The sequence below is a fragment of the Polymorphospora sp. NPDC050346 genome (assembly GCF_040655695.1).
GTDB classification, from domain to species: Bacteria; Actinomycetota; Actinomycetes; order Mycobacteriales; family Micromonosporaceae; genus Polymorphospora; species Polymorphospora lycopeni.
In genome coordinates this window covers 98,834-119,296 of the sequence record NZ_JBFAKM010000003.1, presented here as the reverse complement: position 1 = coordinate 119,296, position 20,463 = coordinate 98,834, and the positions used below count along the sequence as shown (strand labels likewise).

Genomic DNA, 20,463 nt, shown 5'->3' with positions numbered 1-20,463 from the left:
ACGGACAGGTGTCCTGCCTGGTACGCGGCCAGGCGCTCGGCGGTGAACCGCCACGGGTTCCGTGGCGGCATCAGTTACCGCCGGAGATAGGTCAGGACGGCTTGGACACGTTTGTGCGTGGTGTCGTCGGCGCCGAGGTCGAGCTTGGCGAAGATGCGGTTGATGTGCTTGGCGACCGCCGCCTCGGTGACGACCAGCGTTTCGGCGATCGCGGTGTTGGTCTTGCCTTCGGCCATGAGTGCGAGCACGTCGGTTTCACGCGGGGTGAGCTTGTCGAGGTGGGATCGGTGCCGGAGGAGCTTGCGGACTACCTGGGGGTCGATGACCTCGCCGCCCGAGGCGATGGTGTCGAGCGCGCGAAGGAACTCGTCCACGTCGCCGACGCGGTCCTTGAGGAGGTATCCGATCCCGCCTTCGCCCGTGGTGAGCAGGTCGGCGGCAGCCCGGCCGGAGACGATCTGCGAGAGCACGAGGATGCGTTCGGTCGGGTTGGTCGCTCGTAGCGTGCGTGCGGCCTCGATGCCTTCGTCCGTGTGTGTCGGTGGCATGCGTACGTCGACGATGGTGAGGTCGGGACGGTGGGTGCGTACCGCGTCCAGGAGTGCGCTGCCGTCCCCGACGGCGGCGACCACCTCGTGGCCGGCCGTGGCGAGGAGTCGGGCCAGTCCTTCCCTGAGCAGGGCGGCGTCTTCGGCTATGACGATGCGCATGGGACCTCCAGTGTGACGCGGGTGGGGCCACCGACGGGGCTGGTGATCTTGACGCGGCCGCCAAGGGTCTCGAGCCGGTCGATGACCCCGAGCAGTCCCGTGCCGTCGGGGCGTGCGCCGCCGCGGCCGTCGTCCTCGACCGTGAGGTACAGCGTGCCGTCCGGTGTGTGACGTGCGGCGAGCAGGACCGCACTGGCCTGGGCGTGTTTCGCGACGTTGGTGAACAGTTCGCTCGCCGCGAAATAGATGCCGACCTCCACATCGCCCGGCAGGCCGGCCGGCAGGTCGATGTGCACGGAGGTGCTCAGGCCGGCGGCTTCGGCGCGGACGGCGAGTTCGTCGAGCGCTTCGGCGAGGTCATGGTCGCGTAGCGCGGCGGGATAGATGCCATGCACGATGTCACGGAGTTCGTCGACGGCCTGTTGCGCGTCGGCACGGGCCTGGTCGATGAGCGGGGTGATGTCGTCCCCGCGGTCGTGCTGATACCGCAGAGAGCCGAGCGTCATGATCACGGCGGTGAGTCGCTGTTGGGCGCCGTCGTGCAGATCACGCTCGATCCGCCGCCTTTCGTCGTCGAAAGCGGTGGTGATCCGCGCACGGGACCGCGTGATGTCGTCCAGTTGCCCGGCGAGCTCGGTGTCCGGCTCGCTGATGAGCAGGCGAGTGAGGTGTCGCTGGCCTTCGGCGGCAAGGGTCACCAGATAGAGGCCGAGCATCAGGACGAGTGCGCCGAGGGCGGCGAAGCCGAGTTGAGCGAGCGGGTTCTTGTTGACCGTCGAGGTCGGCAGGTCCGACACGGTGGTGACGGCGGTGGGATCGACACCGAGGACGAGGATGACGAACAACGCGATGCTGGAAGCGATGGTCGCGGCGGGAACGAGAAGCACGACGGTGAGCAGGGCGAAGCTCAGCACGGACAGCGGTACCAGGACCACGCCGTGGAGCAGTTCGGTCCACGTGACCCGTTCACGAGCCCGCAGTCGCATCCAGGCGGCGAAACCCGGCGAGGCGGCCGCGGCGTGCGGATTCGGGACCGGTCTGCGATCCACCCACCGCAAGCGCCAGCGTTCGACGCGACCGAGAGGCAGGCCCGCGAGTGCCAGCAGGGGCCAGCAGGTCATCGCCCACACCATCGAGACAGTGGGGGTCGTCGCGAGATAGGCGAGCGACCGCCACGGCCAAGAGGTCACCAGGAGACGCATCGGATGACGACGCAACGCCGCGCCGGGGGTTGCGATCGCCGCGCGCCCCGAAGACTCGACCGGAGGTACCGGAATCCGCACGCGGTCCATCTTCGCCTGCCCGTCGGAGGCGGCGCGGGGCATCACCATGCCCGGACCCCTTCGAGTGGGTCGGCCGTCATCGCGGTGCGCGCGGGCGCGAGAGTCCCGAGAAACGCGGCCAGGTAGGCGCACCCGACGATCGCGAGGAAGGCCGGGCCGACGAAAGGCAGCCAGATCGTGTCGGTGAGCAGGTATCCGTAGCCGATCATCGTGATGGCCGCGATGGCGGTGCCGGCGATGGCCGCGGTGGTGGCGACCACGACGGCCTCGACCAGGAGCGACCCGGCGATCTGCGGGCGGCGTGCCCCGGCGAGCCGGAGCAGCGCGAACTCGCGCTTGCGGGACATGGTGGACGAGATCAGCACATTGATCGCGGAGACTCCCGCGTAGCCGCCCAGGATGACGACGACCATGAGGACGATCCAGTTGTCGCCGCTGGCTTGCGCCGCCACCTGCGCCAGATGCTCGTCGCGGTCGGTGGCCTGTGCCCCCGGGACGGCGGCCGACAGCGCACCGTTGATGGCGGTCATGACATCGCTGCGGCCGGTGCCGGGATCGAGGGCGACATAGATGGCGGAGGCGAAGGGTTCCAGGACGTGCGGGGTGAGCGTGTCCAGCGGCAGGACCGTGTCGCTGACGCCCATCGGGTCACGGTAGATCGTGCTGAGTAGGGTGCTACCGGGTGTTCCATCCGGATACCGGAAGGCCACCTGGTCGCCGATCCGCCAGCCCTTCTCGTCGGCGACGATCTGTGACACGGCGATGCTGCCCTCGTCGAAGTCTGCCCACGTCCCGGCCACGACCTCGTAGTCGAGCACCCGATCGAATCCGGCCGGGTCCACGCCGGTCACCGTGCCGTTCGAGCGCATCGTCGGCGGATCGTCGAAGATCAGGCGCGACGAGATACTGCCGGATGCCGCCGCGACACCCGGCACGTCCGCCAGCGCGTCGACCGCGCTGAACGGCACGCCGAGCTGGACACCTCCGGTCACCACGACATCGGCGGTCACCTGATCGGCATAGACCTGGGAGCGCGCCTGGTAGTTCGCGCTGTCCTGGAACAGCAGCACCGCGCTGACCGCCACCAGCAAGGTCAGCGGAACCGAAACCCCGGCCGCGCGACGCAGGTCGGAGCGGATCGACCGCTCCGCGACGAAGCCACCGAACCACCGACGCAGCAGTCCGCCCAGCGGCGCCAGGACGCCCCGCAACAGCGTCGACCCCAGCACGACCGAGGCGCCGATGAGCAGGGGGAACGCCATCACGATGAGCATGAGCGCGATCGCGCCGCCCAGGGTCGTGACCGGACCTCCCAGGGCGAACGCTCCCGCCACGCAGACGACAGCCGTCACCAGCAGCACCCATCCGAAGACGACCCTGCCTCGCCCCGTCGCGCCGCTGGGGTTGTCGGACTCGCGCAACGCCTCCAGCGGTGCGATGCGCGTCGCTCGTCGTGCGGGAAGCCAGGCCGCCACCAGCGCCGCCAGCACCGCGGCAGCAGCCCCGCCCAACAGCGCTGTCGGCTCCGGCGACACCACGGCTCCCCGGGCCATCAGTCCCTGTGCGGTGAAGAACTGACGTGCCAGCTCGGCAAGCGCGATTCCGACGCCTGCCCCGACAACACCGCCGAACGCGCCGATGATGGCGGCCTCCCAGGTGACGAGGCGGCGAATCAGCCGTGGTCTGGTGCCGACGATCCGCAGCATCGCCAACTCACGTCGTCGCTGCCCGATCGAAACCGTGAGGGTGCTGGAGATGACGAACACCGCGATCGCCAACGCCAGGAATGCGATCACCATGAGGAACTGGCTGGACCCGCCCGCGAGCTCGGCCTGGCGCAGGTCGAGCTGAAGGCTCCCCGCGCGGGCCTCGCCGGTGAACACCTGGAAGCCGGGGATGGCGTTTCGCAGCGCATCGATGTCCGTGGTCGACACCAGCGCCGCGACCGGGGCGCCGCCGAACCGTACGGCCGTCCCGCCGTCGACGAACAGGGCGTGCTCGAACTGCTCACCCGGCCGACGCACGATGCCGGTCACCGTGAACTCCTCGGTGCCGGTGGCCAGCACGACCCGTACCGGGTCACCCACGTCGATGCCGGCGGCTGTCGCGACGGACTCATCGACCGCCACGTCACCTGGCCGGCTCGGCTCCCGCCCGGTGGTGAGCGAGGCGGCGTCGGCGAGCGCGGTCGACCATGGATGCCCCCAGGAACGGGTGAAGGCGTCGCCGATCACCGCGCCATCCGAAGCGATCATGTAGGCCGGGAACGGCGACTCCAAAGCAACCGCCGTGACACCGGGCGCGTTGCGGATGGCGTCGATCTGCTCGTCGGTCAGCCGTGGCATGGACGGCAGATCGAGCACGAGCCCGCTGTTCAGGGTGACGTTCGCCGGCGGCTTGACCACGGCGTCGACGGCCTCGAACCGCCAGCTCGTCACGCTCGCGGCGCCCTGCTGCTCCTGTGAGCTGGCGATCAGCAGAGTCGCCGTCAACAGCGATGATCCCACCACGACCGAGAACAGGGCCGCCAGGATGGCGAGCTTCCGCCGTACCAGACTCCGCCACGCCAGGACGATCACGCCGCTGCCCCTCTCGGCGTCAGCCGGGCCAGGATCGCCTCGGCCGAGGGGTTCTGCAGCTCGCCCTCCACGCGACCGTCCCTGAGGAACACGACCCGGTGCGAGTGCGCCGCGGCGGCGGGATCGTGCGTCACCATCACGATCGTCTGCCCGAACCGCTCGACAGCCAGTCGCAGGAAGTGCAGCACCTCACCGCCGGTGTGGGAGTCCAGGTTGCCGGTCGGCTCGTCGGCGAACACGACCGCCGGACGATGCGCCAACGCCCGTGCGATTGCGACACGCTGCTGCTGTCCGCCCGAAAGCTCGCTGGGCCGATGCCGCAGACGATCAGTGAGACCAAGCACCCGCACCACGTGAGACATCCATTCCGGATCGATCCGGGGCCCGCCGATGCGTTCGCTCAGGGTGATGTTCTCCTCGGCGGTCAGTGTCGGGATCAGGTTGAACACCTGGAACACGAAGCCCAGCCGGTCGCGCCGCAGCATCGTCAACTGCGTATCCGACAGACGCGCGAGGTCCGCGCCGGCCACGACCACCGAACCCGAACTCGGCCGCTCCAGACCCGCTAGACAATGCAGCAACGTCGACTTGCCCGACCCCGACGGCCCCATGATCGACGTGAACCGACCAGCCTCGAACGCGACCGAAACCCGATCCAGAGCCGTCACGGCGGCATTCTGACGCCCGAAGGACTTGACCAACTCGGCGGCGTATACGACGGGCACGTTCGCCGGGGCTTCCGGCCGCGGGGGAGACGAGGAAAGACTCATACGTCCATCCCACGCGAACGCCCCGGGCAGATCGATGGCGCCAGCCACACACTTCGCGGTAACCCAGGCATTACCGTCGGGCGCACGTGGGACCTTGCGTGAAGGGCGGGCCGGCGACGTGGGCCTGGTCCGGCCCGTCACCGACGTCGGCGATCGTCGGATCGAGGAGCGTTTCGCCGAGGTGTGTACTGCTGGTCACGGTGGTGGCACTGGCCGCCGGCTTTGCCGTCTCCGGCGGCTGAAGATCTCCGCCACCACATCGAGAAGATGATCGACTCCGACCGCGGCTACCCGGCGGTCGCCAACTGCTGCGCCAGCCGGTCCAGGCCGCCCTTGATCAGCCGCCCGTAGTCGTCATCGCCGAGCGCGCCGATCCCTGCCTGCGCACGCTGGAGGCACTCGCGGGCACGGCCGAGATCGCCGAGCCTGCGGTAGCACTCACCCAGGTTGAGATGCAACGACGGATACAAGCCAGCCACCGACATCGGCACCCCGGCCTGCGCGACCCGCGCATCGGTGAGCAGGTCAGCCGCCGCGAGCGCCCGCTCGTCCCAGACCAGCTCCTGGTGGACGTCGTCCTGCACATCGGCCATCGAGTGCGCGAGGACGCAGACATGCAAGGGATCGCCCTGCTCGCCACCGATCTCGTCCCAGATCTGGGCGAACAAGTCGCGGGCAGCCGCACGCCGGCCTTGATGGTGATGCAACTGCACGCCTTGGTTGATGCGGGTGAGCGTTTCGTCGTTGATCATCAGCTGCTCCTGCCGACTCAGGTCGCGACGATGGCATGGATCGTACGTCCGTCCCGGCGGAGATCGGCGATCTCGGGTAGCGAACCGTCACATCGACCAGCCATCGTGGACGGCATGATGGTGACTGCCGACCAATGGGACCGGGTACGTGACTCCGTACCCGCCGTGCTCCGACGACTGCTCGCTCTCGTCGACGGCGTGCCGCCCGACCGGGCGGTGACCGCGCACTGGACTGTCGCGGACACGCTGGCCCACCTGGTCAGCGTGGCCACGATCGATGTCGCGCTGGTCCGGGACGCGGCACCGGACCTGCCGGGGCGCCCGCTCGGCGACCTGCTGACGGCCACCACCGTCGACACGGTGGCCGACATGAACCGCCGGATCCTGGCCGACTTCACCGAACGCGACGTGCCGACGCTGGCCGCCCGGTTGCGGTCCGATGTCGACGAACTGCTCGCGGCCACGTCCGAGGTCGGTCCGCTGCCTGAGGTGAGCTGGCTGGGTGGTGCCCGCCTGCCGATGGCCGGGCTGCTCGCGCATCTGCTCAACGAGCTGAACATCCATGCCTGGGACATCGCGCGGGCCACCGGGGCGCGGTGGGAGATCGATCCGCGCGACGCCGCCCTGTTCTTCGATCTGTTCCTGGTCGGGGTGGTCCGCTGCGGCTACGGACGGCTGGTCGACCACGACGGCCCGGTACGCCGCGGCCGACTTTCGGTCACCTTCCGTTCCACGGTCAGCCCCGCGGTGACCTTCGCCCTCACCGACGGGCTGGTGACCGTGGAGGAGCCGGACCCCCGACCGGACGTACGGGTCTCCTACGACCCCGCCACGTTCGGCCTGATGCTCTTCGGGCGGGTCTCCCGGGTCCGGGCGGTGCTCGCCGGGAAGCTGTCCGTCGGTGGACGGCGGCCGTGGTTGCTGCCGACCTTCATGGCGACGATGCGCATGCCGTCCTGACGGCGGGACGCGCCGGCCGGGGCACGCGACGGCGGCTGCGGTGCCAGTGGCGGCCTTCGATGTTGTTTGTGGAAAGCGGTTGCCCTACGATGCGGGAGAGCCGGAACCGTCCTTTCAACGGCGTTTCCAACCGATCTGCGGCCCCTCCGTCGCTGCACCGCATCCACCGCCGCGCCCGGCAGGCCGGCGGACGCCGTCCCGGGCAGGTCGGCGGCTTAGGCGGCTGTGGCGACTCGGGCGCGGAGTTCCGGTGGTACGCATCCGGATCCCCGGAGGCGATCGTCCATGCACCTGTCCAGACATCGAATCACCCTGCTCGCCACCACCACGCTCGGCGCGCTGGCACTCAGCACCTTCGGCGCTGTGCTCGCGTCGGCGGCCGCCGCCGGCTGCCGCGTCGACTACCAGACAACCAACCAGTGGCAGGGCGGCTTCGGCGCCAACGTCACCGTCACCAACCTCGGCGACCCGATCGACGGTTGGACCCTGACCTGGTCGTACGCAGCCGGCCAGCAGGTCACCCAGGCATGGAACGCCACGGTCGACCAGAGCGGTGCCCAGGTGACCGCCCGCAACGTCGGCTACAACGCCATCATCGCCACGAACGGCAACGTCGGATTCGGTTTCAACGGCTCCTGGAACGGCACCAGCAACCCGGTGCCGTCCGGCTTCGTCCTCAATGGCACCACGTGCACCGGCGGGGTCACGCCGACCGCCACCACCTCCGGCCCGACCACCCCGCCGCCGACCACCCCGCCACCGACGACACCGCCACCCACGACCCCGCCACCGGCGCCCGGAACCCGGCAGGCCGAGAACCTGGACCGGGGCCTGGTCAGTGTCCGGTCCGGCAACGGCAACCTCGTCTCCTGGCGCCTGCTGGGCACCGAGACCACCGGTGTGTCCTTCAACGTCTACCGGGGCGGCACCAGGCTGAACGCGACGCCGATCACCGGCGCCACCAACTACCTCGACGCCGGCGCCGCCGCCAACGCCGGCTACACCGTCCGGGCCGTGATCAACGGGGTCGAGCAGGCGGCGTCCCCGGCCGCGTTGCAGTTCCCGAGCGGCTACCTGGACGTGCCGTTGCAGGTTCCGGCGGGTGGCAGCACCCCGTCGGGGGAGTCGTACACGTACTCCGCGAACGACGCCTCGGTCGGTGACCTCGACGGCGACGGCCGCTACGAGTTCGTGGTCAAGTGGGACCCGTCGAACGCCAAGGACAACTCGCAGTCCGGCTACACCGGCAACGTCTACGTCGACGCGTACACCCTGACCGGGACCCGGTTGTGGCGCATCGACCTGGGCCGCAACATCCGGGCCGGCGCGCACTACACCCAGTTCCAGGTCTACGACTACGACGGCGACGGCCGCGCCGAGGTGGCGATGAAGACCGCCGACGGCACCCGCTCCGGCACCGGGCAGGTGATCGGATCGGCGTCGGCCGACCACCGCAACTCCTCCGGCTACGTGCTCGCCGGCCCGGAGTACCTGACCGTCTTCGACGGCCGGACCGGCGCGATCGCGGCTACCACGGACTACGTACCGGCCCGGGGCACCGTCTCGTCGTGGGGCGACTCGTACGGCAACCGGGTGGACCGGTTCCTGGCCGGCACCGCCTACCTCGACGGCACCCGCCCGTCGCTGATCATGGCCCGGGGCTACTACACCCGCTCGGTCGTGGTCGCCTGGGACTACCGCAACGGCGCGCTGACCCGCCGCTGGACGTTCGACTCCAACGCCTCGACCAACGGATCGGCGTGGGCCGGGCAGGGCAACCACTCGCTGTCCGTCGCCGACGTCGACGGCGACGGCCGGCAGGAGGTCGTCTACGGCGCGATGGTCGTCGACGACGACGGGCGCGGTCTGTGGACCAACCGCCTCGGGCACGGCGACGCCGGCCACGTCGGCGACCTCGACCCGGGCCGGCCGGGACTGGAGTACTTCAAGGTCAGCGAGAACGCGTCCAGCCCGTCGTCGTGGCTCGCCGACGCCCGTACCGGGCAGTTGATCTGGCAGACGGCACCCGGCGGCGACAACGGGCGTGGTGTGGCCGGCGACATCTACGCCGGCAGCCCGGGTGCCGAGGCGTGGTCGTCGGCGGTGGACGGGCTGCGCAGCGTGACCGGCGCGAACGTCGGCCGCAAGCCGTCATCGACGAACTTCCTGATCTGGTGGGACGGCGACCCGGTCCGGGAACTGCTCGACGCCACCCGGATCGACAAGTACGGCACCGGCGGCGACACCCGGCTGCTCAACGGCAGCGGGGTGGCGTCGAACAACGGCACCAAGGCCACTCCGGCGCTGTCCGGCGACATCCTCGGCGACTGGCGCGAAGAGGTCGTCTGGCGCACCACGGACAGCCGGGCGTTGCGGATCTACAGCACCCCGACGCCCACCGACCGCCGGATCCACACCCTGATGCACGACCTGCAGTACCGGGTGGCGATCGCCTGGCAGAACACCGCCTACAACCAGCCGCCGCACCCGAGCTTCTTCATCGGTGCCGGCATGTCCAACCCGCCGGCTCCCGACGTCTACCTCCGTTGACGACGTGGCCCCGGGCCCGCCCGGCCCGGGGCCACACCCGGTTCCGGCTCGACGCTTCGCGGCGGTCGGGGCGGGGTGGGCGGGTCGTGTGCCGGGCACGCAGGCTACTCCTTCGTTGCCACGACGAGGCCGTGCTCGTACGGCAGGCCGGTGTACGACCTGATGTCGCCGAAACCCGCCTGCCGTGCCCATTGCTCGTAGTCGCCGACCGGGTACGTCATGCCGGTGCCGGTGGCGAGCACGTTGAGGTAGAGCGAGAGCCGGGCCGAGTAGACGCCACCGTCCTCGTCGTCGGAGGCGTGGAAGCCGTAGATGAACAGCCGCCCGGAGACAGGTAGCGCCTCGTACGCCTTCCGCAGCAGGGCGAGGATCTGCTCGCCGGAGAAGACCTCCAGGACGTGGCTGAACAGCACGGCGTCCGCTCCGGCCGGCAGCGGATCTGCGAACAGGTCTCCCGGGTGCAGCCGGATCCGGTCGCCGTCGGGGGTGTCGCCGGCGAGTCGGGTGACGCTCGGCATGTCGAAGATGGTCACCTCGGCCGACGGGAAACGCTCGGCGAACGCCCGCGCGGTCGTGCCATCGCCGCCGCCGACGTCCAGCAGGTGCCGGACGGTGGCGATCTCCGGGTTGTCGAGCAACGCCGGCATCGTCTGCAGCGTGAACGCGGACATCGAGCGGTGCAGCACCGCCTCGAGCTCCGGCTGGTGCGCCAGGCGCTGGTAGAGCGTCGGCTCGGTCCCGGGGTGCGCGGCCAGCGCGGTGTTGGTGCCGGCCGACATCGCCTCGGTCAGGTGCGGGTACGCCGGGTAGTAGATCTGCTGCCAGCCGGCAAGGATGTGCCGCCAGCTGGCCGGACCGTCGGAGGTCAGCAGTTCCTCGGCGGCGCGGGTGTTGTGGTACCCGCCGTCGCGACGCCGTACCAGGCCGGTCGCGCACAGCGCGTGCATCAGGACCCGCGTCTGGTGTGCCGGGAGCCGGGCGGCCTGCTGGATCTCGGCGGGGCCGGCGCCGGGGTGCTCCGACAGGAGGGCGAAGACACCCAGGTCGAGCCCGGTGACGACGGCGTTGAACAGGGCCGGACCGTTCACGATGAGGTGGAAGCGTTCGTAGATCGGGTCGTCCTGTGAGATCGCTGCTGTGGTCATGCCGTTCCTTTCGACATCGGGGTGCGGGACCACCGGTCACCAGGTGACCGGCAGATGGTGGACGCCGTAGAAGCCCATGTCGGCGGAGAGACGGACGTCCTGCGTCGGCACAGCGAGGCGCAGCGAGGGGAACCGGCGTAGCAGCGCCGGATAGGCGATGCGCATCTGGACCCGGGCCAGGTTCTGACCGATGCACTGGTGCACGCCGAACCCGAACGCCAGGTGGCCCCGTGCCGGCCGGGCGAGGTCGAGGGTGTCCGGGGCGGTGAAACGGGTCGGGTCGCGGTTGGCTGCCGGCAGCGAGACCGTCACGCTCTCGCCGGCACGGATGGGCACCCCGCCGATCTCGACGTCCTCCAGGGGCGTCCTGGGTACGCCGAAGTGGAAGATGGACAGGTACCGCAGCAGCTCGTCCACCGCGTTGGTGACGTCGACGTTGCCGTCGTGCAGCAGCCGCGACTGCTCCGGGTGGCACAGCAGGGCGAACGTGCCGAGGCCGAGCATGCTCGCCACGGTCTCGTGCCCGGCGGTGAGCAGCAGTACGCCAACGCCGGTGAGTTCCTCTTTGCTCAGTCGGCCGCTCGCGCCGAGCGCGCCGAGCAGGTCACCGGGAGGCTCCTGACGGGGCCGGCGCACCAGGTCGCGCAGCAGCGCGTCGAGGGCCACCATGGCAGCGTCCGCCTCGTCGGCGGTGACCTCGAGACTGAACAGGGTCGCGCTGTTTCGCTGGAACTCGGCGCGTTCGGCGTACGGGACACCGAGTAGCTCGCAGATCACCATCGACGGGATCGGTAGCGCGAAGGCGTCCACCAGGTCGCACGGGCCGCCAGCGGCCGCCATGGCGTCGAGATGCTCGGCGACGATCTGCTCGATGCGCGGGGTCAGTGCCTCGGCCCGGTGGACGGTGAAGTGCCCGGCGAGCAGTCGCCGGACTCGTGTGTGGTTCGGCGGGTCCATGTCCAGGAACCAGCCGGGTAGGGCGGGTCGGCCGTAGAACGGGGCGACGCTCGGGCGGGCGACCGGGACCCGTTTGAGTTCCGAGCGGGCGCTGAAACGCTGGTCGGCGAGGATGGCGCGGGCGACCGCATGGTCGGTGACGAGCCAGCCGAGGTGTCCGTCGGGGTAGCGCAGGCGGGTCACGGGGCCTGTCCGCCGCAGCTCGGCGAGACGGTCGGGAGGGTCGAAGGGGTTGCTGCGTAGGGTCGGCATGCCAGCCGGTTCGGAGCCGGTGCTGCTGGGCTGCTGGGTCACGTCGGTTGTCACGCCGGGTCCGCTCCTGATCGCCGATCGTGCTTGTCGCGGGGTGTCGACCGGTCCGTTGCCGGACCGTCCGTCACGCAAGGGCGCGCCCGCGAACGCCTCGGGGATGTTCTCGGGCTGCCGGAGCCGTCGCGGGCCGGATGGGCGCAGCGACGAGTGAACCGCGATCGTCAGCGGTCGCGTGAATCCCCCGTTGGGTGGCAGAGCATATGAGCGTACGAGCACGTTCGTCAATGTCTTGACGGGTGCAGTGATTCAGTTTAGGGTCCTAACAGTTGCATCTGACGTTCCACGGGGGAGTGTTCACATGTATCTGATCGAACGCTTTCCGAGGCGACCAGACGGCCTTTCGGTGCGATTCTGACGCGCCCTCTGCCTCTTGGGGTCCGACCTCGACCGCCGGCCGATTCGGCTGCTGAAGCTTGTTCCAACGCGCTGCTGACCTGTCTCCGACACTCCGCTTCATGGACACGTGCCATCCCGGGCTCGTGCCATAAACCGTGTCCGCATTCCTTGGGGAAGGTGTATGGAACTCAATAGCTACGACGAATGGTCACCGCTCAAAGAAGCCATTGTCGGGTCCGCCGAGAATTACACTTCGCATGAGCGGGAACTGTCGTTCGACCTGTTCTTCCACGACAACATCGTGCGAACCGAATGGTATTACCCCAGGTTGTCGTCGGGCCCGACGGCGGGTCCGACCCGCTCGACGATCAAGCAGCGCTACGTCGACGAACTCAACGAGGACGTCGAAGGCATCGCGAAGACCCTCGAGTCGCTCGACGTGCGGGTACACCGGCCCCTGCGCCTGGACGAGGCCACCACGGAGGTCCGCACCCTCGCCTGGTCCGCCGCGGTGGTGCCGCCGCTCAACGTGCGGGACAACACCGTCATCCTGGGCGACGAGATCATCGAGACGCCGCCGATGATCCGATCGCGGTACTTCGAAACCCAGTTCCTGACGCCCGTGTTCGCCGACTACTTCCGCCGCGGCGCTCGCTGGACCGTCATGCCCCGGCCGATCATGACCGACGCGTCGTTCGACCTCTCCTACGTCAACAGCACCGCCGGCGGTCCGACCGAGGTGATCGAGGACCCGCGGGAGTCGGTCTACGACGTCGGCCCCGAGATGATGTTCGACGGTGCGCAGTGCCTGCGCCTCGGCCGCGACATCGTCGTGAACGTCTCGACCGCGAACCACGCGCTGGCCTGCGACTGGCTGGAGCGCCACCTCGAGGGCCGCTTCCGTATCCACCGGGTCTTCCGCCTCAGCGACAGCCACATCGACAGCATGGTCCTGGCGCTGCGTCCCGGTGTGCTGCTGGTGCGCTCGGAGGCCGTCGCGCAGGCCCTGCCCGAGCCGCTGCGGAAGTGGAAGATGATCATCCCGCCGCTCCCGACGGAGAACACCTTCCCGCGGTACGACGACGATGACCTCGTCCTGACCAGCCCTTTCATCGACATGAACGTGTTGAGCGTCAGCCCGGACACCGTCTTGGTCAACGACGCGTGTCCGGACCTCATGCGGACGCTGGAGCGCCACGGGTTCACCACCGTGCCGGTCCGGCACCGCCACCGGCGCCTGTTCGGCGGCGGCTTCCACTGCTTCACGCTCGACACGGTCCGCGAGGGCGGGCCGGAGGACTACCTGTAGAGCCGCTTCGCCGCGATCCCCACCCCTCGACAGGAGTACCCGTGCCGATGCTAGGTGCCAGACCACTCCGGCGGGCGTTTCTGCACGAACGCCAGCGGCCCCTCCCGGGCGTCGCGGCTGCGCATGCGTCTTTCCTCCCAGACGAAGCGGCTCGCGAATGCCTGCTCCAGCGGCATGGTCGCCGCCCTGGTCGTGGCCTCCTTCACCGCGCGCACCGCCAGCGGGGCGCAGCGCAACAGGTCGTCGACCCACCCGGCGACACACTCGTCGAGTTCGCCGGCTGGCACCACGTCGTTGACGAGGCCGAGCTCGTAGGCCCGGCGGGCCGTCAGCGGCCGGCCGGTCATGAGGTGCCCGAGCGCGGTACGCAACGGCAGTTGCCGGGCAAGCCGGAACACCCCGCCGGCACCCGCCACCAGACCGAGGCGGGCCTCCGGCAACGCGAACCGGGCACCCTCGGCGGCGACGATGATGTCGCAGGCGAGGGCCAGTTCGAACCCGCCGCCGTAGGCGTAACCACGGACCTTCGCGACGAGCGGCTTGGCGAGCTGCAACCGCTCGGTGAGCCGCGGCCAGCCGGGCAGGTCACGACTGCCGAAAGTGGACTGACCGGCGGTGCCGGCCTCGATCCGCGCGGCCAGCTCCTTGAGGTCCTGACCCACGCTGAACGCACGGTCGCCGGCCCCCGACAGCACACCGACCCACACGTCGTCGTCGGCCTCGAAATCGTCCCACACCTCGCGGAGCTCCTCGTGCATCCGCAGGTCCATCGCGTTGAGCACGGCGGGCCGGTTGAGAGTGACGTGGGCGACGCGGCCCGACTTCTCGTAGGTGACCCGGGAGTGCTGCACACCGTCAATGTACTGCGGCGGCGAGCATGAGCGTCACACCAGCGCCGGCCCTGCCGCGGATCACGGCGGTGGGCACGGCCGTGCCTCCGGACTCCTACACCCAGGCAGAGCTGCTGGAGGCATTCCGGATCACCGACCCCCGGGTGCGGTCGGTGTTTCTCAACGGCGGCATCGAGCGACGCAACCTCGTCCTGCCACCCGTCGGTCCCGACGGCGCGCACCGCCCGGAGACGCAGGGCGAACTGTTGCGCAAGCACCTGACGAACGGCCTACGCACCGGCGCCGAGGCCGTCCGGGTGTGCCTCCGTCGGGCCGGGGTGAGCCTCGGCGACGTGCGCTATCTGTGCTGCGTATCCTCGACCGGATTCCTCACCCCGGGCTTCAGCGCGCTGCTTATCAAGGAGCTCGGCTTCGACGTCGACTGTTCGCGTCTCGACGTCGTCGGCATGGGCTGCAACGCGGGGCTCAACGCGCTCAACGCGGCCGCCGGCTGGGCCACCACCCACCCGGGCGACCTCGCCATCATGGTCTGTATCGAGGCGTGCTCGGCGGCGTACGTCTTCGACGGCACGATGCGCACGTCCGTGGTCAACAGCCTCTTCGGCGACGGCGCCGCGGCCGTCACCCTCGTCGCCGGCGGCGAACGGGACGGCGGCGAACCGGACGGCGGCGGCGAACCGGTTGGCGTCCGCCCCGGGCCGCGGCTGCTGGGGTTCGCCAGCCACATCATCCCGGACGCGGTCGGCGCGATGCGCTACGACTGGGACGACGACGCCGGCCGGTTCAGCTTCTACCTGGACCCGCAGGTGCCCTACGTCGTCGGCGCCAACGCCGAGGAGTCCATCGACCGGCTGCTCGGTGCGGCGGGCCTGCGTCGCTCGCAGGTCGCCCACTGGATCGTGCACTCCGGGGGCCGGAAGGTCGTCGACTCGGTACGCGTCAACCTCGGGCTGAGCCGGCACGACGTGCGGCACACGCTCAGCGTCCTGCGTGACCACGGAAACCTGTCCAGCGGGTCCTTTCTGTTCTCGTACGAGCGGCTGCTCGCCGAGGACGCGGTCGCGCCCGGCGACTACGGCGTGCTGATGACCATGGGACCGGGTTCGACCATCGAGCTCGCGCTCGTGCGCTGGTGAGGAGATGGCGATGGCACGACACATGCTCGACCTGGTCGGCGACCAGGGCATCTACCTGGAGGTCGATGACCGGCAGTCGCTGCGCGAGCTCACCGGGCTGCTCCAGTCGGTGTGCGTTCAGGCGGAGGAGCGGCGTTCCCCCTCGGTCATCGTGCTGCGGCTGGGCACGATCCCGCCCGTCGAGCGCGGCTGGCCCGGCGACGTCGGCGTCCAGGACGTCAACCGGTGGGAACGCGCGGTACGGCGGCTGGAAGGGCTCGGGGTCGTGACGATCGCCGTCGCCAGCGGTACCTGCGGCGGGCCGGCTCTGGACGTGCTGCTCGCCGCCGACTACCGCATCGCCACCATCAACCTGCAACTGCTGCTGCCGGTCAACGACGGCCACTTCTGGCCCGGCATGGCAACGCACCGGCTGGTGCACCAGATCGGCGTGGCCCGGGCCCGCCAGATCGTGTTGTGGGGTGACGAGCTGTCCGCCCGGCGCGCCCTGGACATCGGCCTCGTCGACGAGATCGCCGACGACGCGGCCGACGCCATCCAGGCCGCCGTGGTGCTGCTCGGCCGGGCCGCCGGCGCTGACCTGCGGGTCCGACGGCAGCTGCTGCTGGAGGCCGCCGCCACGCCGTTCGAGGACGCGCTCGGGTCGCACCTGGCCGCCTGCGATCGGGAACTGCGCCGGGCACACCCGCGCGGCGACGCCACCGGGCGGATCCGTGGCACCGCCGACCCCGCCGACCCCGACCGTCCGGCGGACCCCGACCGGGAAGCCGCAGAGCGCGGGACCGGCCACGAGACAGACGGCGGAGCGGGCCGATGAGGACGGATCCGCGGGCCCGTGTGGAGCGCTGGCAGACCGACGTGCCTACCGTCGGGGGCCCGCTGGAAGCCGACGCGGCCACGCTGTCCGCCTACACCGAGCGCGGCGAGGAACTGCTCGCCGCGCTGCCCGCCAGGTACGACCGCGACGGCGCGGCGCAGCACCTCGCCGACCGGATCCACGCCGCCTGCCGTACGGCCCGCGACCGGTTCGTCGGCCGGCACGCCGAGGCCGTGCACGCCGCGCTGACCGACGGACTGCGCGTCCACCGGGGCGTGGCCGAGCTGGCCGCGGCCGCCGCCGAGGCCTTCCCGGGCCTGGTACCGACCGGCACGCAGCTGGCTGCCGAACGCGCACTCCCGCAGCGGGACAAGGAGGGCCGCGAGATCGATCAGGGACTGTTCTTCCGGGGACTGCTGCGCTCGCCCTCGGCCGGCGCGCACCTGCTGGAGTCGATGCGCCGCCCGACGGCCCGGGCGGTCGAGCTGCTGCCCCGGCTGCGCTCCGAGGGCGGCCTGAACCTCGGCCCGGTCGCTCTGCACTGCGACGCGGGCGTGGCCCGGTTGACCATGCAGAACCTGCACTGCCTCAACGCGGAGGACGACGCGCAGGTCGCCGCGATGGAGACCGCGGTGGACCTGGCCCTGCTCCACGACGACGTACGGGTGCTGCTGCTGCGCGGTGGGATCATGACCCACCCCCGCTACGCGGGTCGCCGGGTGTTCAGCGCCGGGATCAACCTTCGCGACCTCGTCGCGGGGCGGATCTCCTTCACCGGCTTCCTGCTGGGCCGTGAGCTCGGCTACGTCAGCAAGCTCGTGCACGGACTGCGACTCGACGACGGCACCGACGCGCAGAAGCCGTGGGTCGCGGCGGTCGACACGTTCGCGATCGGCGGCGGCATGCAGCTGCTGCTCGTCGCCGACCGGGTCGTCGCCGGCGCGGACGCCTGGTTCAGCCTGCCGGCGGCGAAGGAGGGCATCGTCCCGGGCGCGGCGAACCTGCGCCTCGCCAGGCTGACCGGGGCCCGGCTGGCCCGCCGGATCATCCTCGGCGGCCGGCGGGTCCACGCCCGCGACGCCGACGCCGGGCTCCTCTGCGACGACGTCGTGCCGCCGGACGAGGTGGGTGACGCGGCGCAACGCGCGGCCGCCGAACTGGACTCCGCGGCGGTCCCCGCCAACCGTCGGATGCTCAACCTCGCCGAGGAACCGACCGACGCGTTACGCGCCTACCTGGCCGAGTTCGCCTACGTGCAGGCCTGCCGGCTGCACAGCCCCGACGTCGTCGCCAAGGCCGGAGCGTCGGCATGACCGGTGCCGCGGTGCGGGTCCACCTCGACGAGGAGCTGCTGCACCCGTCGCTGCGCGATCCCGCGCTGAGCTCGATCGGCTTCCTCAACGAGGTGATGGCCCGCTATCCCGAGGCGATCTCGTTCGCGCCGGGCGCCCCCGACCTGACGCACCTGGCCGGCGCCGACCTGGCCGGGTACGTCGACAGCTACCTGACGCACGTGCAACGGACCCGTGGCATCGGCCCGGAGCGGGCGCGCCGGCTGCTGCTCGAGTACGGGCCGAGCGCCGGACTGATCAACGACCTCGTCGCGGCGGCCCTGCGCGCCGACGGCGGACCCGACGTGCCGTCCGAGGCGATCGTCGTGACGGTCGGCGCCCAGGAGGCGCTGCTGCTGGTCCTGCGGGCGCTGTTTCGCGACGGCGCCGACGTGCTCGCCGTGAGCAGCCCGTGCTTCCCCGGGATCACCGGGGCCGCCCGGCTGCTCGACATCGCCGTCGCTCCGTTTGCCGAGTCCCCCGGCGGCCCGGACCTCGACCGGCTGGCCGCGCTCTGCGCCGAGGCGCGTGGCCGGAACCGCCGCGTCCGGGCGGTCTACGTCGCGCCCGACTACGCCAACCCGGGCGGAGCCCGAATGGGCCTGCCCGACCGACGGCGTCTGCTCGCGCTGGCCGAGCGGGAGAACCTGCTGATCATCGAGGACAACGTCTACGGGTTCACCGCGCCGCTCGGCGACGCACTGCCCGGCCTCAAGGAACTCGACGAGACCGGCCGGGTCGTCATGGTCGGCTCGTTCGCCAAGGTCTGCCTGCCCGGCGCGCGCGTCGGCTTCGTCGTGGCCGACCAGACGGTGCGCGGTGCCGGCGGGGACCGGCTGCTCGCCGTCGAGCTGGCCGCGCTCAAGGGCATGACCACGATCAACACGGCACCGGTCTGTCAGGCCGTCGTCGGCGGCATGCTGCTGCGCCACGGCGGGTCGCTGGCGGCGCTCGGCCGGGCGCGGGCCGCCGCGTACCGGCGCGGCCTGCGCGGGCTGCTCGACGCGCTGGACCGCCACGTCGCGCCGGTCGCACCGCCGACCGTGCGGTGGAACCGGCCCGACGGGGGGTTCTTCGTCCTGATGGACCTGCCGGTCCCGGCGGACCTCACGCTGCTGTCGCACTGCGCGCGGCACTACGGCGTGCTGTGGACCCCGATGGCGGGCTTCCACCCCGACGGCGGCGGTCGCAACCGGCTGCGGCTGTCCTGCAGCTACCTGACCGCGGACCGCATCGAGGAGGGCGTCGCCCGCCTGGCCCGGTTCCTGAGCCGGCTGCCCGCGCACCACGACGGCGCCGGCGCGTCCGCGATCTTCCGCACCAACCGGACAAGTGAGGATGTGACGCGGTGAGACTGCTCATCGGCAACAGCACCGACATCGACCTGGTCGGTGAGTTCGAGAAGGCCGGCGCGGCCTGGTGGGCGCAGCGGCTGGTCTGGTTCGCCCGCGAGGGCGACGTACTGGTGCTGCCGGCGCTGCCGGAAGACGACTACGTCGACTACGTCACCGGTGTGCTCGGCGTCGACCGGAGTTCGCTGCGGCTGCTGGTGCCACCGCCCGGCACCGACGGGGCGGCCCGGTTGACCGCGGACCGCCTCGCCGACCCGTCGTTCCTGGCCGACCTCGACGCGGCCCTCGCCGGCCGTACGGTCGAGCAGGTCCTCGCCACCTGGCCCGCCGCGTCCGTCGTCGCCCTCGCCCGCCGGGCCGGCGCGGCGGACCTGCTGCCCGGCCAGGCGTTCCTGAGTCAGGGCGGCGGCGCGCTGGTCAACAGCAAGGCCGTCTTCCGGGCCGTCGCCGCGGGCGCCGGCGTACCCATCCCGCAGGGCGCGGTCTGCGCCAACCCGGCGGGCGCGGAACAGGAGATCTGGGACCTGCTCGCCGAGGACCGCGCGGTGATCATCAAGCACGAGTTCTACTCCGGCGGCGTCGGCAACCACATCCTCAGCCGCGGCGAGGGAATCCAGCCCCTGGGCGCTCCCCACGTGTCGATCATGCCGGACCGCCCGGCGGTCGCGAAGTTCATCGCCGCCGAGTGGGACAGGTACACCAGCGGGGGCCGGCACCGCCTCGTCGTCGAGGAGTACTTCCCGGGAAGCCGGGCGGTCTTCTCCGAGCTGCTCATCACCGATGGCGGGATCCAGTCCGGCACCGACGGCGAGATGTTCTACGTGCCGATCGCCAACGCGCAGGCCATTCCGGCACCGGACCAGCCGGCCGACCGCATGGCCGCGGTCACCGAGCACGCCCGGCGGCTCTGCGAGCCACTACGCGCGATGGGCTACCGGGGCTGGCTCTCCGCCGACGCGATCGTGACACCCGGCGGAGCGGTCTACTTCACCGAGTACAACGGCCGGATCACCGGCTCCACGCACCTGCACGAGGTCCTCGGTCGGCGGGTCGTGGGGCCGGACTTCGCCCGCGACCGGGTGCTGTTCGAGCGGGTCGGCTGGCGGGCCCCGTCGTTTCGAAAGGCGGTGGACGCGGTCGAGGCCGCCGGTCTGGCCTACGACCCGGCGACCCGCACCGGCGCGCTGTTCTGCAGCGCCTACGACCCGGACGCGGGGTCGGTCTGGTACTGCGCCGTGGCGCCCGACATGGACGCGATCCGGGTGCTGGAGGAGCGGCTCGCGTCGCTGTTCCCGCAGCAGCCGAGCTGAGAG

16 protein-coding genes are annotated in these 20,463 nt (G+C 70.9%); 8 read left to right on the top strand and 8 right to left on the bottom strand.

From position 1 onward, the window contains the following. Window positions 1–74: 74 nt before the first annotated feature. The 5 genes from AB0I42_RS04885 to AB0I42_RS04865 all read right to left on the bottom strand — a co-directional run bounded on the left by AB0I42_RS04885 (window position 75) and on the right by AB0I42_RS04865 (window position 6,094). The gene (locus AB0I42_RS04885) at window positions 75–710 is read right to left on the bottom strand and encodes a response regulator transcription factor (protein ID WP_357534258.1); all 636 of its coding nucleotides are present in this window, start codon (window positions 708–710) and stop codon (window positions 75–77) included. Further along, window positions 695–2,041 (bottom strand): sensor domain-containing protein, encoded by a 1,347-nt coding sequence (locus tag AB0I42_RS04880; RefSeq protein WP_357534257.1) that lies wholly within the window; start codon window positions 2,039–2,041, stop codon window positions 695–697. The genes AB0I42_RS04885 and AB0I42_RS04880 overlap by 16 nt, the downstream gene beginning before the upstream one ends. After that, entirely contained in the window at window positions 2,035–4,572 is a 2,538-nt protein-coding gene (locus AB0I42_RS04875; protein WP_357534255.1) for an FtsX-like permease family protein, read from the bottom strand. Before AB0I42_RS04875 ends, AB0I42_RS04880 begins: the two co-directional genes overlap by 7 nt. Next, the gene (locus AB0I42_RS04870) at window positions 4,569–5,390 is read right to left on the bottom strand and encodes an ABC transporter ATP-binding protein (protein WP_357534253.1); all 822 of its coding nucleotides are present in this window, start codon (window positions 5,388–5,390) and stop codon (window positions 4,569–4,571) included. Before AB0I42_RS04870 ends, AB0I42_RS04875 begins: the two co-directional genes overlap by 4 nt. Before the next feature lie 239 nt (window positions 5,391–5,629). Next, window positions 5,630–6,094, bottom strand: coding sequence for a tetratricopeptide repeat protein (locus AB0I42_RS04865; RefSeq protein ID WP_357534252.1), 465 nt, complete (start codon window positions 6,092–6,094; stop codon window positions 5,630–5,632). Between the two features lie 114 nt (window positions 6,095–6,208). Here AB0I42_RS04865 and AB0I42_RS04860 point away from each other — a divergent pair, with 114 nt between their 5' ends. Both AB0I42_RS04860 and AB0I42_RS04855 read left to right on the top strand, forming a co-directional pair. Next, window positions 6,209–7,054 (top strand): maleylpyruvate isomerase N-terminal domain-containing protein, encoded by an 846-nt coding sequence (locus tag AB0I42_RS04860; RefSeq protein WP_357534250.1) that lies wholly within the window; start codon window positions 6,209–6,211, stop codon window positions 7,052–7,054. Between the two features lie 285 nt (window positions 7,055–7,339). Beyond that, entirely contained in the window at window positions 7,340–9,604 is a 2,265-nt protein-coding gene (locus tag AB0I42_RS04855; RefSeq protein ID WP_357534248.1) for a cellulose binding domain-containing protein, read from the top strand. A gap of 104 nt (window positions 9,605–9,708) precedes the next feature. Here the strand turns inward: AB0I42_RS04855 and AB0I42_RS04850 are convergent, their stop codons facing one another. Together AB0I42_RS04850 and AB0I42_RS04845 are read right to left on the bottom strand one after the other, a co-directional pair. Further along, window positions 9,709–10,749 (bottom strand): methyltransferase, encoded by a 1,041-nt coding sequence (locus AB0I42_RS04850; RefSeq protein ID WP_357534246.1) that lies wholly within the window; start codon window positions 10,747–10,749, stop codon window positions 9,709–9,711. 36 nt (window positions 10,750–10,785) lie between these two features. Further along, a complete protein-coding gene (locus tag AB0I42_RS04845; protein WP_357534244.1) occupies window positions 10,786–12,012 on the bottom strand; it encodes a cytochrome P450 in 1,227 nt (408 codons plus the stop codon). Between the two features lie 523 nt (window positions 12,013–12,535). Between AB0I42_RS04845 and AB0I42_RS04840 the strand changes: the two genes are divergently transcribed. After that, window positions 12,536–13,663 (top strand): glycine amidinotransferase, encoded by a 1,128-nt coding sequence (locus tag AB0I42_RS04840; protein WP_357534242.1) that lies wholly within the window; start codon window positions 12,536–12,538, stop codon window positions 13,661–13,663. Between the two features lie 50 nt (window positions 13,664–13,713). Here the strand turns inward: AB0I42_RS04840 and dpgD are convergent, their stop codons facing one another. Further along, entirely contained in the window at window positions 13,714–14,514 is an 801-nt protein-coding gene (gene dpgD / locus AB0I42_RS04835) for an enoyl-CoA-hydratase DpgD (RefSeq protein ID WP_357534240.1), read from the bottom strand. 26 nt (window positions 14,515–14,540) lie between these two features. Here dpgD and dpgA point away from each other — a divergent pair, with 26 nt between their 5' ends. Genes dpgA through AB0I42_RS04810 form a run of 5 tightly spaced genes read left to right on the top strand, consistent with a single transcriptional unit; the run spans window position 14,541 to window position 20,460 of the window. Continuing rightward, window positions 14,541–15,650, top strand: coding sequence for a 3,5-dihydroxyphenylacetyl-CoA synthase DpgA (dpgA, locus tag AB0I42_RS04830; protein WP_357534238.1), 1,110 nt, complete (start codon window positions 14,541–14,543; stop codon window positions 15,648–15,650). Window positions 15,651–15,660: 10 nt separating this feature from the next. After that, window positions 15,661–16,467, top strand: coding sequence for an enoyl-CoA-hydratase DpgB (dpgB, locus tag AB0I42_RS04825; RefSeq protein WP_357534236.1), 807 nt, complete (start codon window positions 15,661–15,663; stop codon window positions 16,465–16,467). Next, window positions 16,464–17,780 (top strand): (3,5-dihydroxyphenyl)acetyl-CoA 1,2-dioxygenase DpgC, encoded by a 1,317-nt coding sequence (gene dpgC / locus AB0I42_RS04820; RefSeq protein ID WP_357534234.1) that lies wholly within the window; start codon window positions 16,464–16,466, stop codon window positions 17,778–17,780. Before dpgB ends, dpgC begins: the two co-directional genes overlap by 4 nt. After that, window positions 17,777–19,150: a PLP-dependent aminotransferase family protein gene (locus tag AB0I42_RS04815; protein ID WP_357534232.1), complete on the top strand. Its 1,374-nt coding sequence runs from the start codon at window positions 17,777–17,779 to the stop codon at window positions 19,148–19,150. Before dpgC ends, AB0I42_RS04815 begins: the two co-directional genes overlap by 4 nt. Next, window positions 19,147–20,460, top strand: a complete 1,314-nt coding sequence (locus AB0I42_RS04810) for a peptide ligase PGM1-related protein (protein ID WP_357534230.1) — start codon at window positions 19,147–19,149, stop codon at window positions 20,458–20,460. The genes AB0I42_RS04815 and AB0I42_RS04810 overlap by 4 nt, the downstream gene beginning before the upstream one ends. Window positions 20,461–20,463: the final 3 nt, after the last annotated feature.

Coding starts and splice junctions, on each gene's coding strand:
- AB0I42_RS04885 (WP_357534258.1), bottom strand. CDS start 710: ATGCGCATCGTCATAGCCGAAGACGCCGCCCTGCTCAGGGAAGGACTG.
- AB0I42_RS04880 (WP_357534257.1), bottom strand. CDS start 2,041: ATGGTGATGCCCCGCGCCGCCTCCGACGGGCAGGCGAAGATGGACCGC.
- AB0I42_RS04865 (WP_357534252.1), bottom strand. CDS start 6,094: ATGATCAACGACGAAACGCTCACCCGCATCAACCAAGGCGTGCAGTTG.
- AB0I42_RS04860 (WP_357534250.1), top strand. CDS start 6,209: ATGATGGTGACTGCCGACCAATGGGACCGGGTACGTGACTCCGTACCC.
- AB0I42_RS04855 (WP_357534248.1), top strand. CDS start 7,340: ATGCACCTGTCCAGACATCGAATCACCCTGCTCGCCACCACCACGCTC.
- AB0I42_RS04850 (WP_357534246.1), bottom strand. CDS start 10,749: ATGACCACAGCAGCGATCTCACAGGACGACCCGATCTACGAACGCTTC.
- AB0I42_RS04840 (WP_357534242.1), top strand. CDS start 12,536: ATGGAACTCAATAGCTACGACGAATGGTCACCGCTCAAAGAAGCCATT.
- dpgA (WP_357534238.1), top strand. CDS start 14,541: ATGAGCGTCACACCAGCGCCGGCCCTGCCGCGGATCACGGCGGTGGGC.
- dpgB (WP_357534236.1), top strand. CDS start 15,661: ATGGCACGACACATGCTCGACCTGGTCGGCGACCAGGGCATCTACCTG.
- dpgC (WP_357534234.1), top strand. CDS start 16,464: ATGAGGACGGATCCGCGGGCCCGTGTGGAGCGCTGGCAGACCGACGTG.
- AB0I42_RS04815 (WP_357534232.1), top strand. CDS start 17,777: ATGACCGGTGCCGCGGTGCGGGTCCACCTCGACGAGGAGCTGCTGCAC.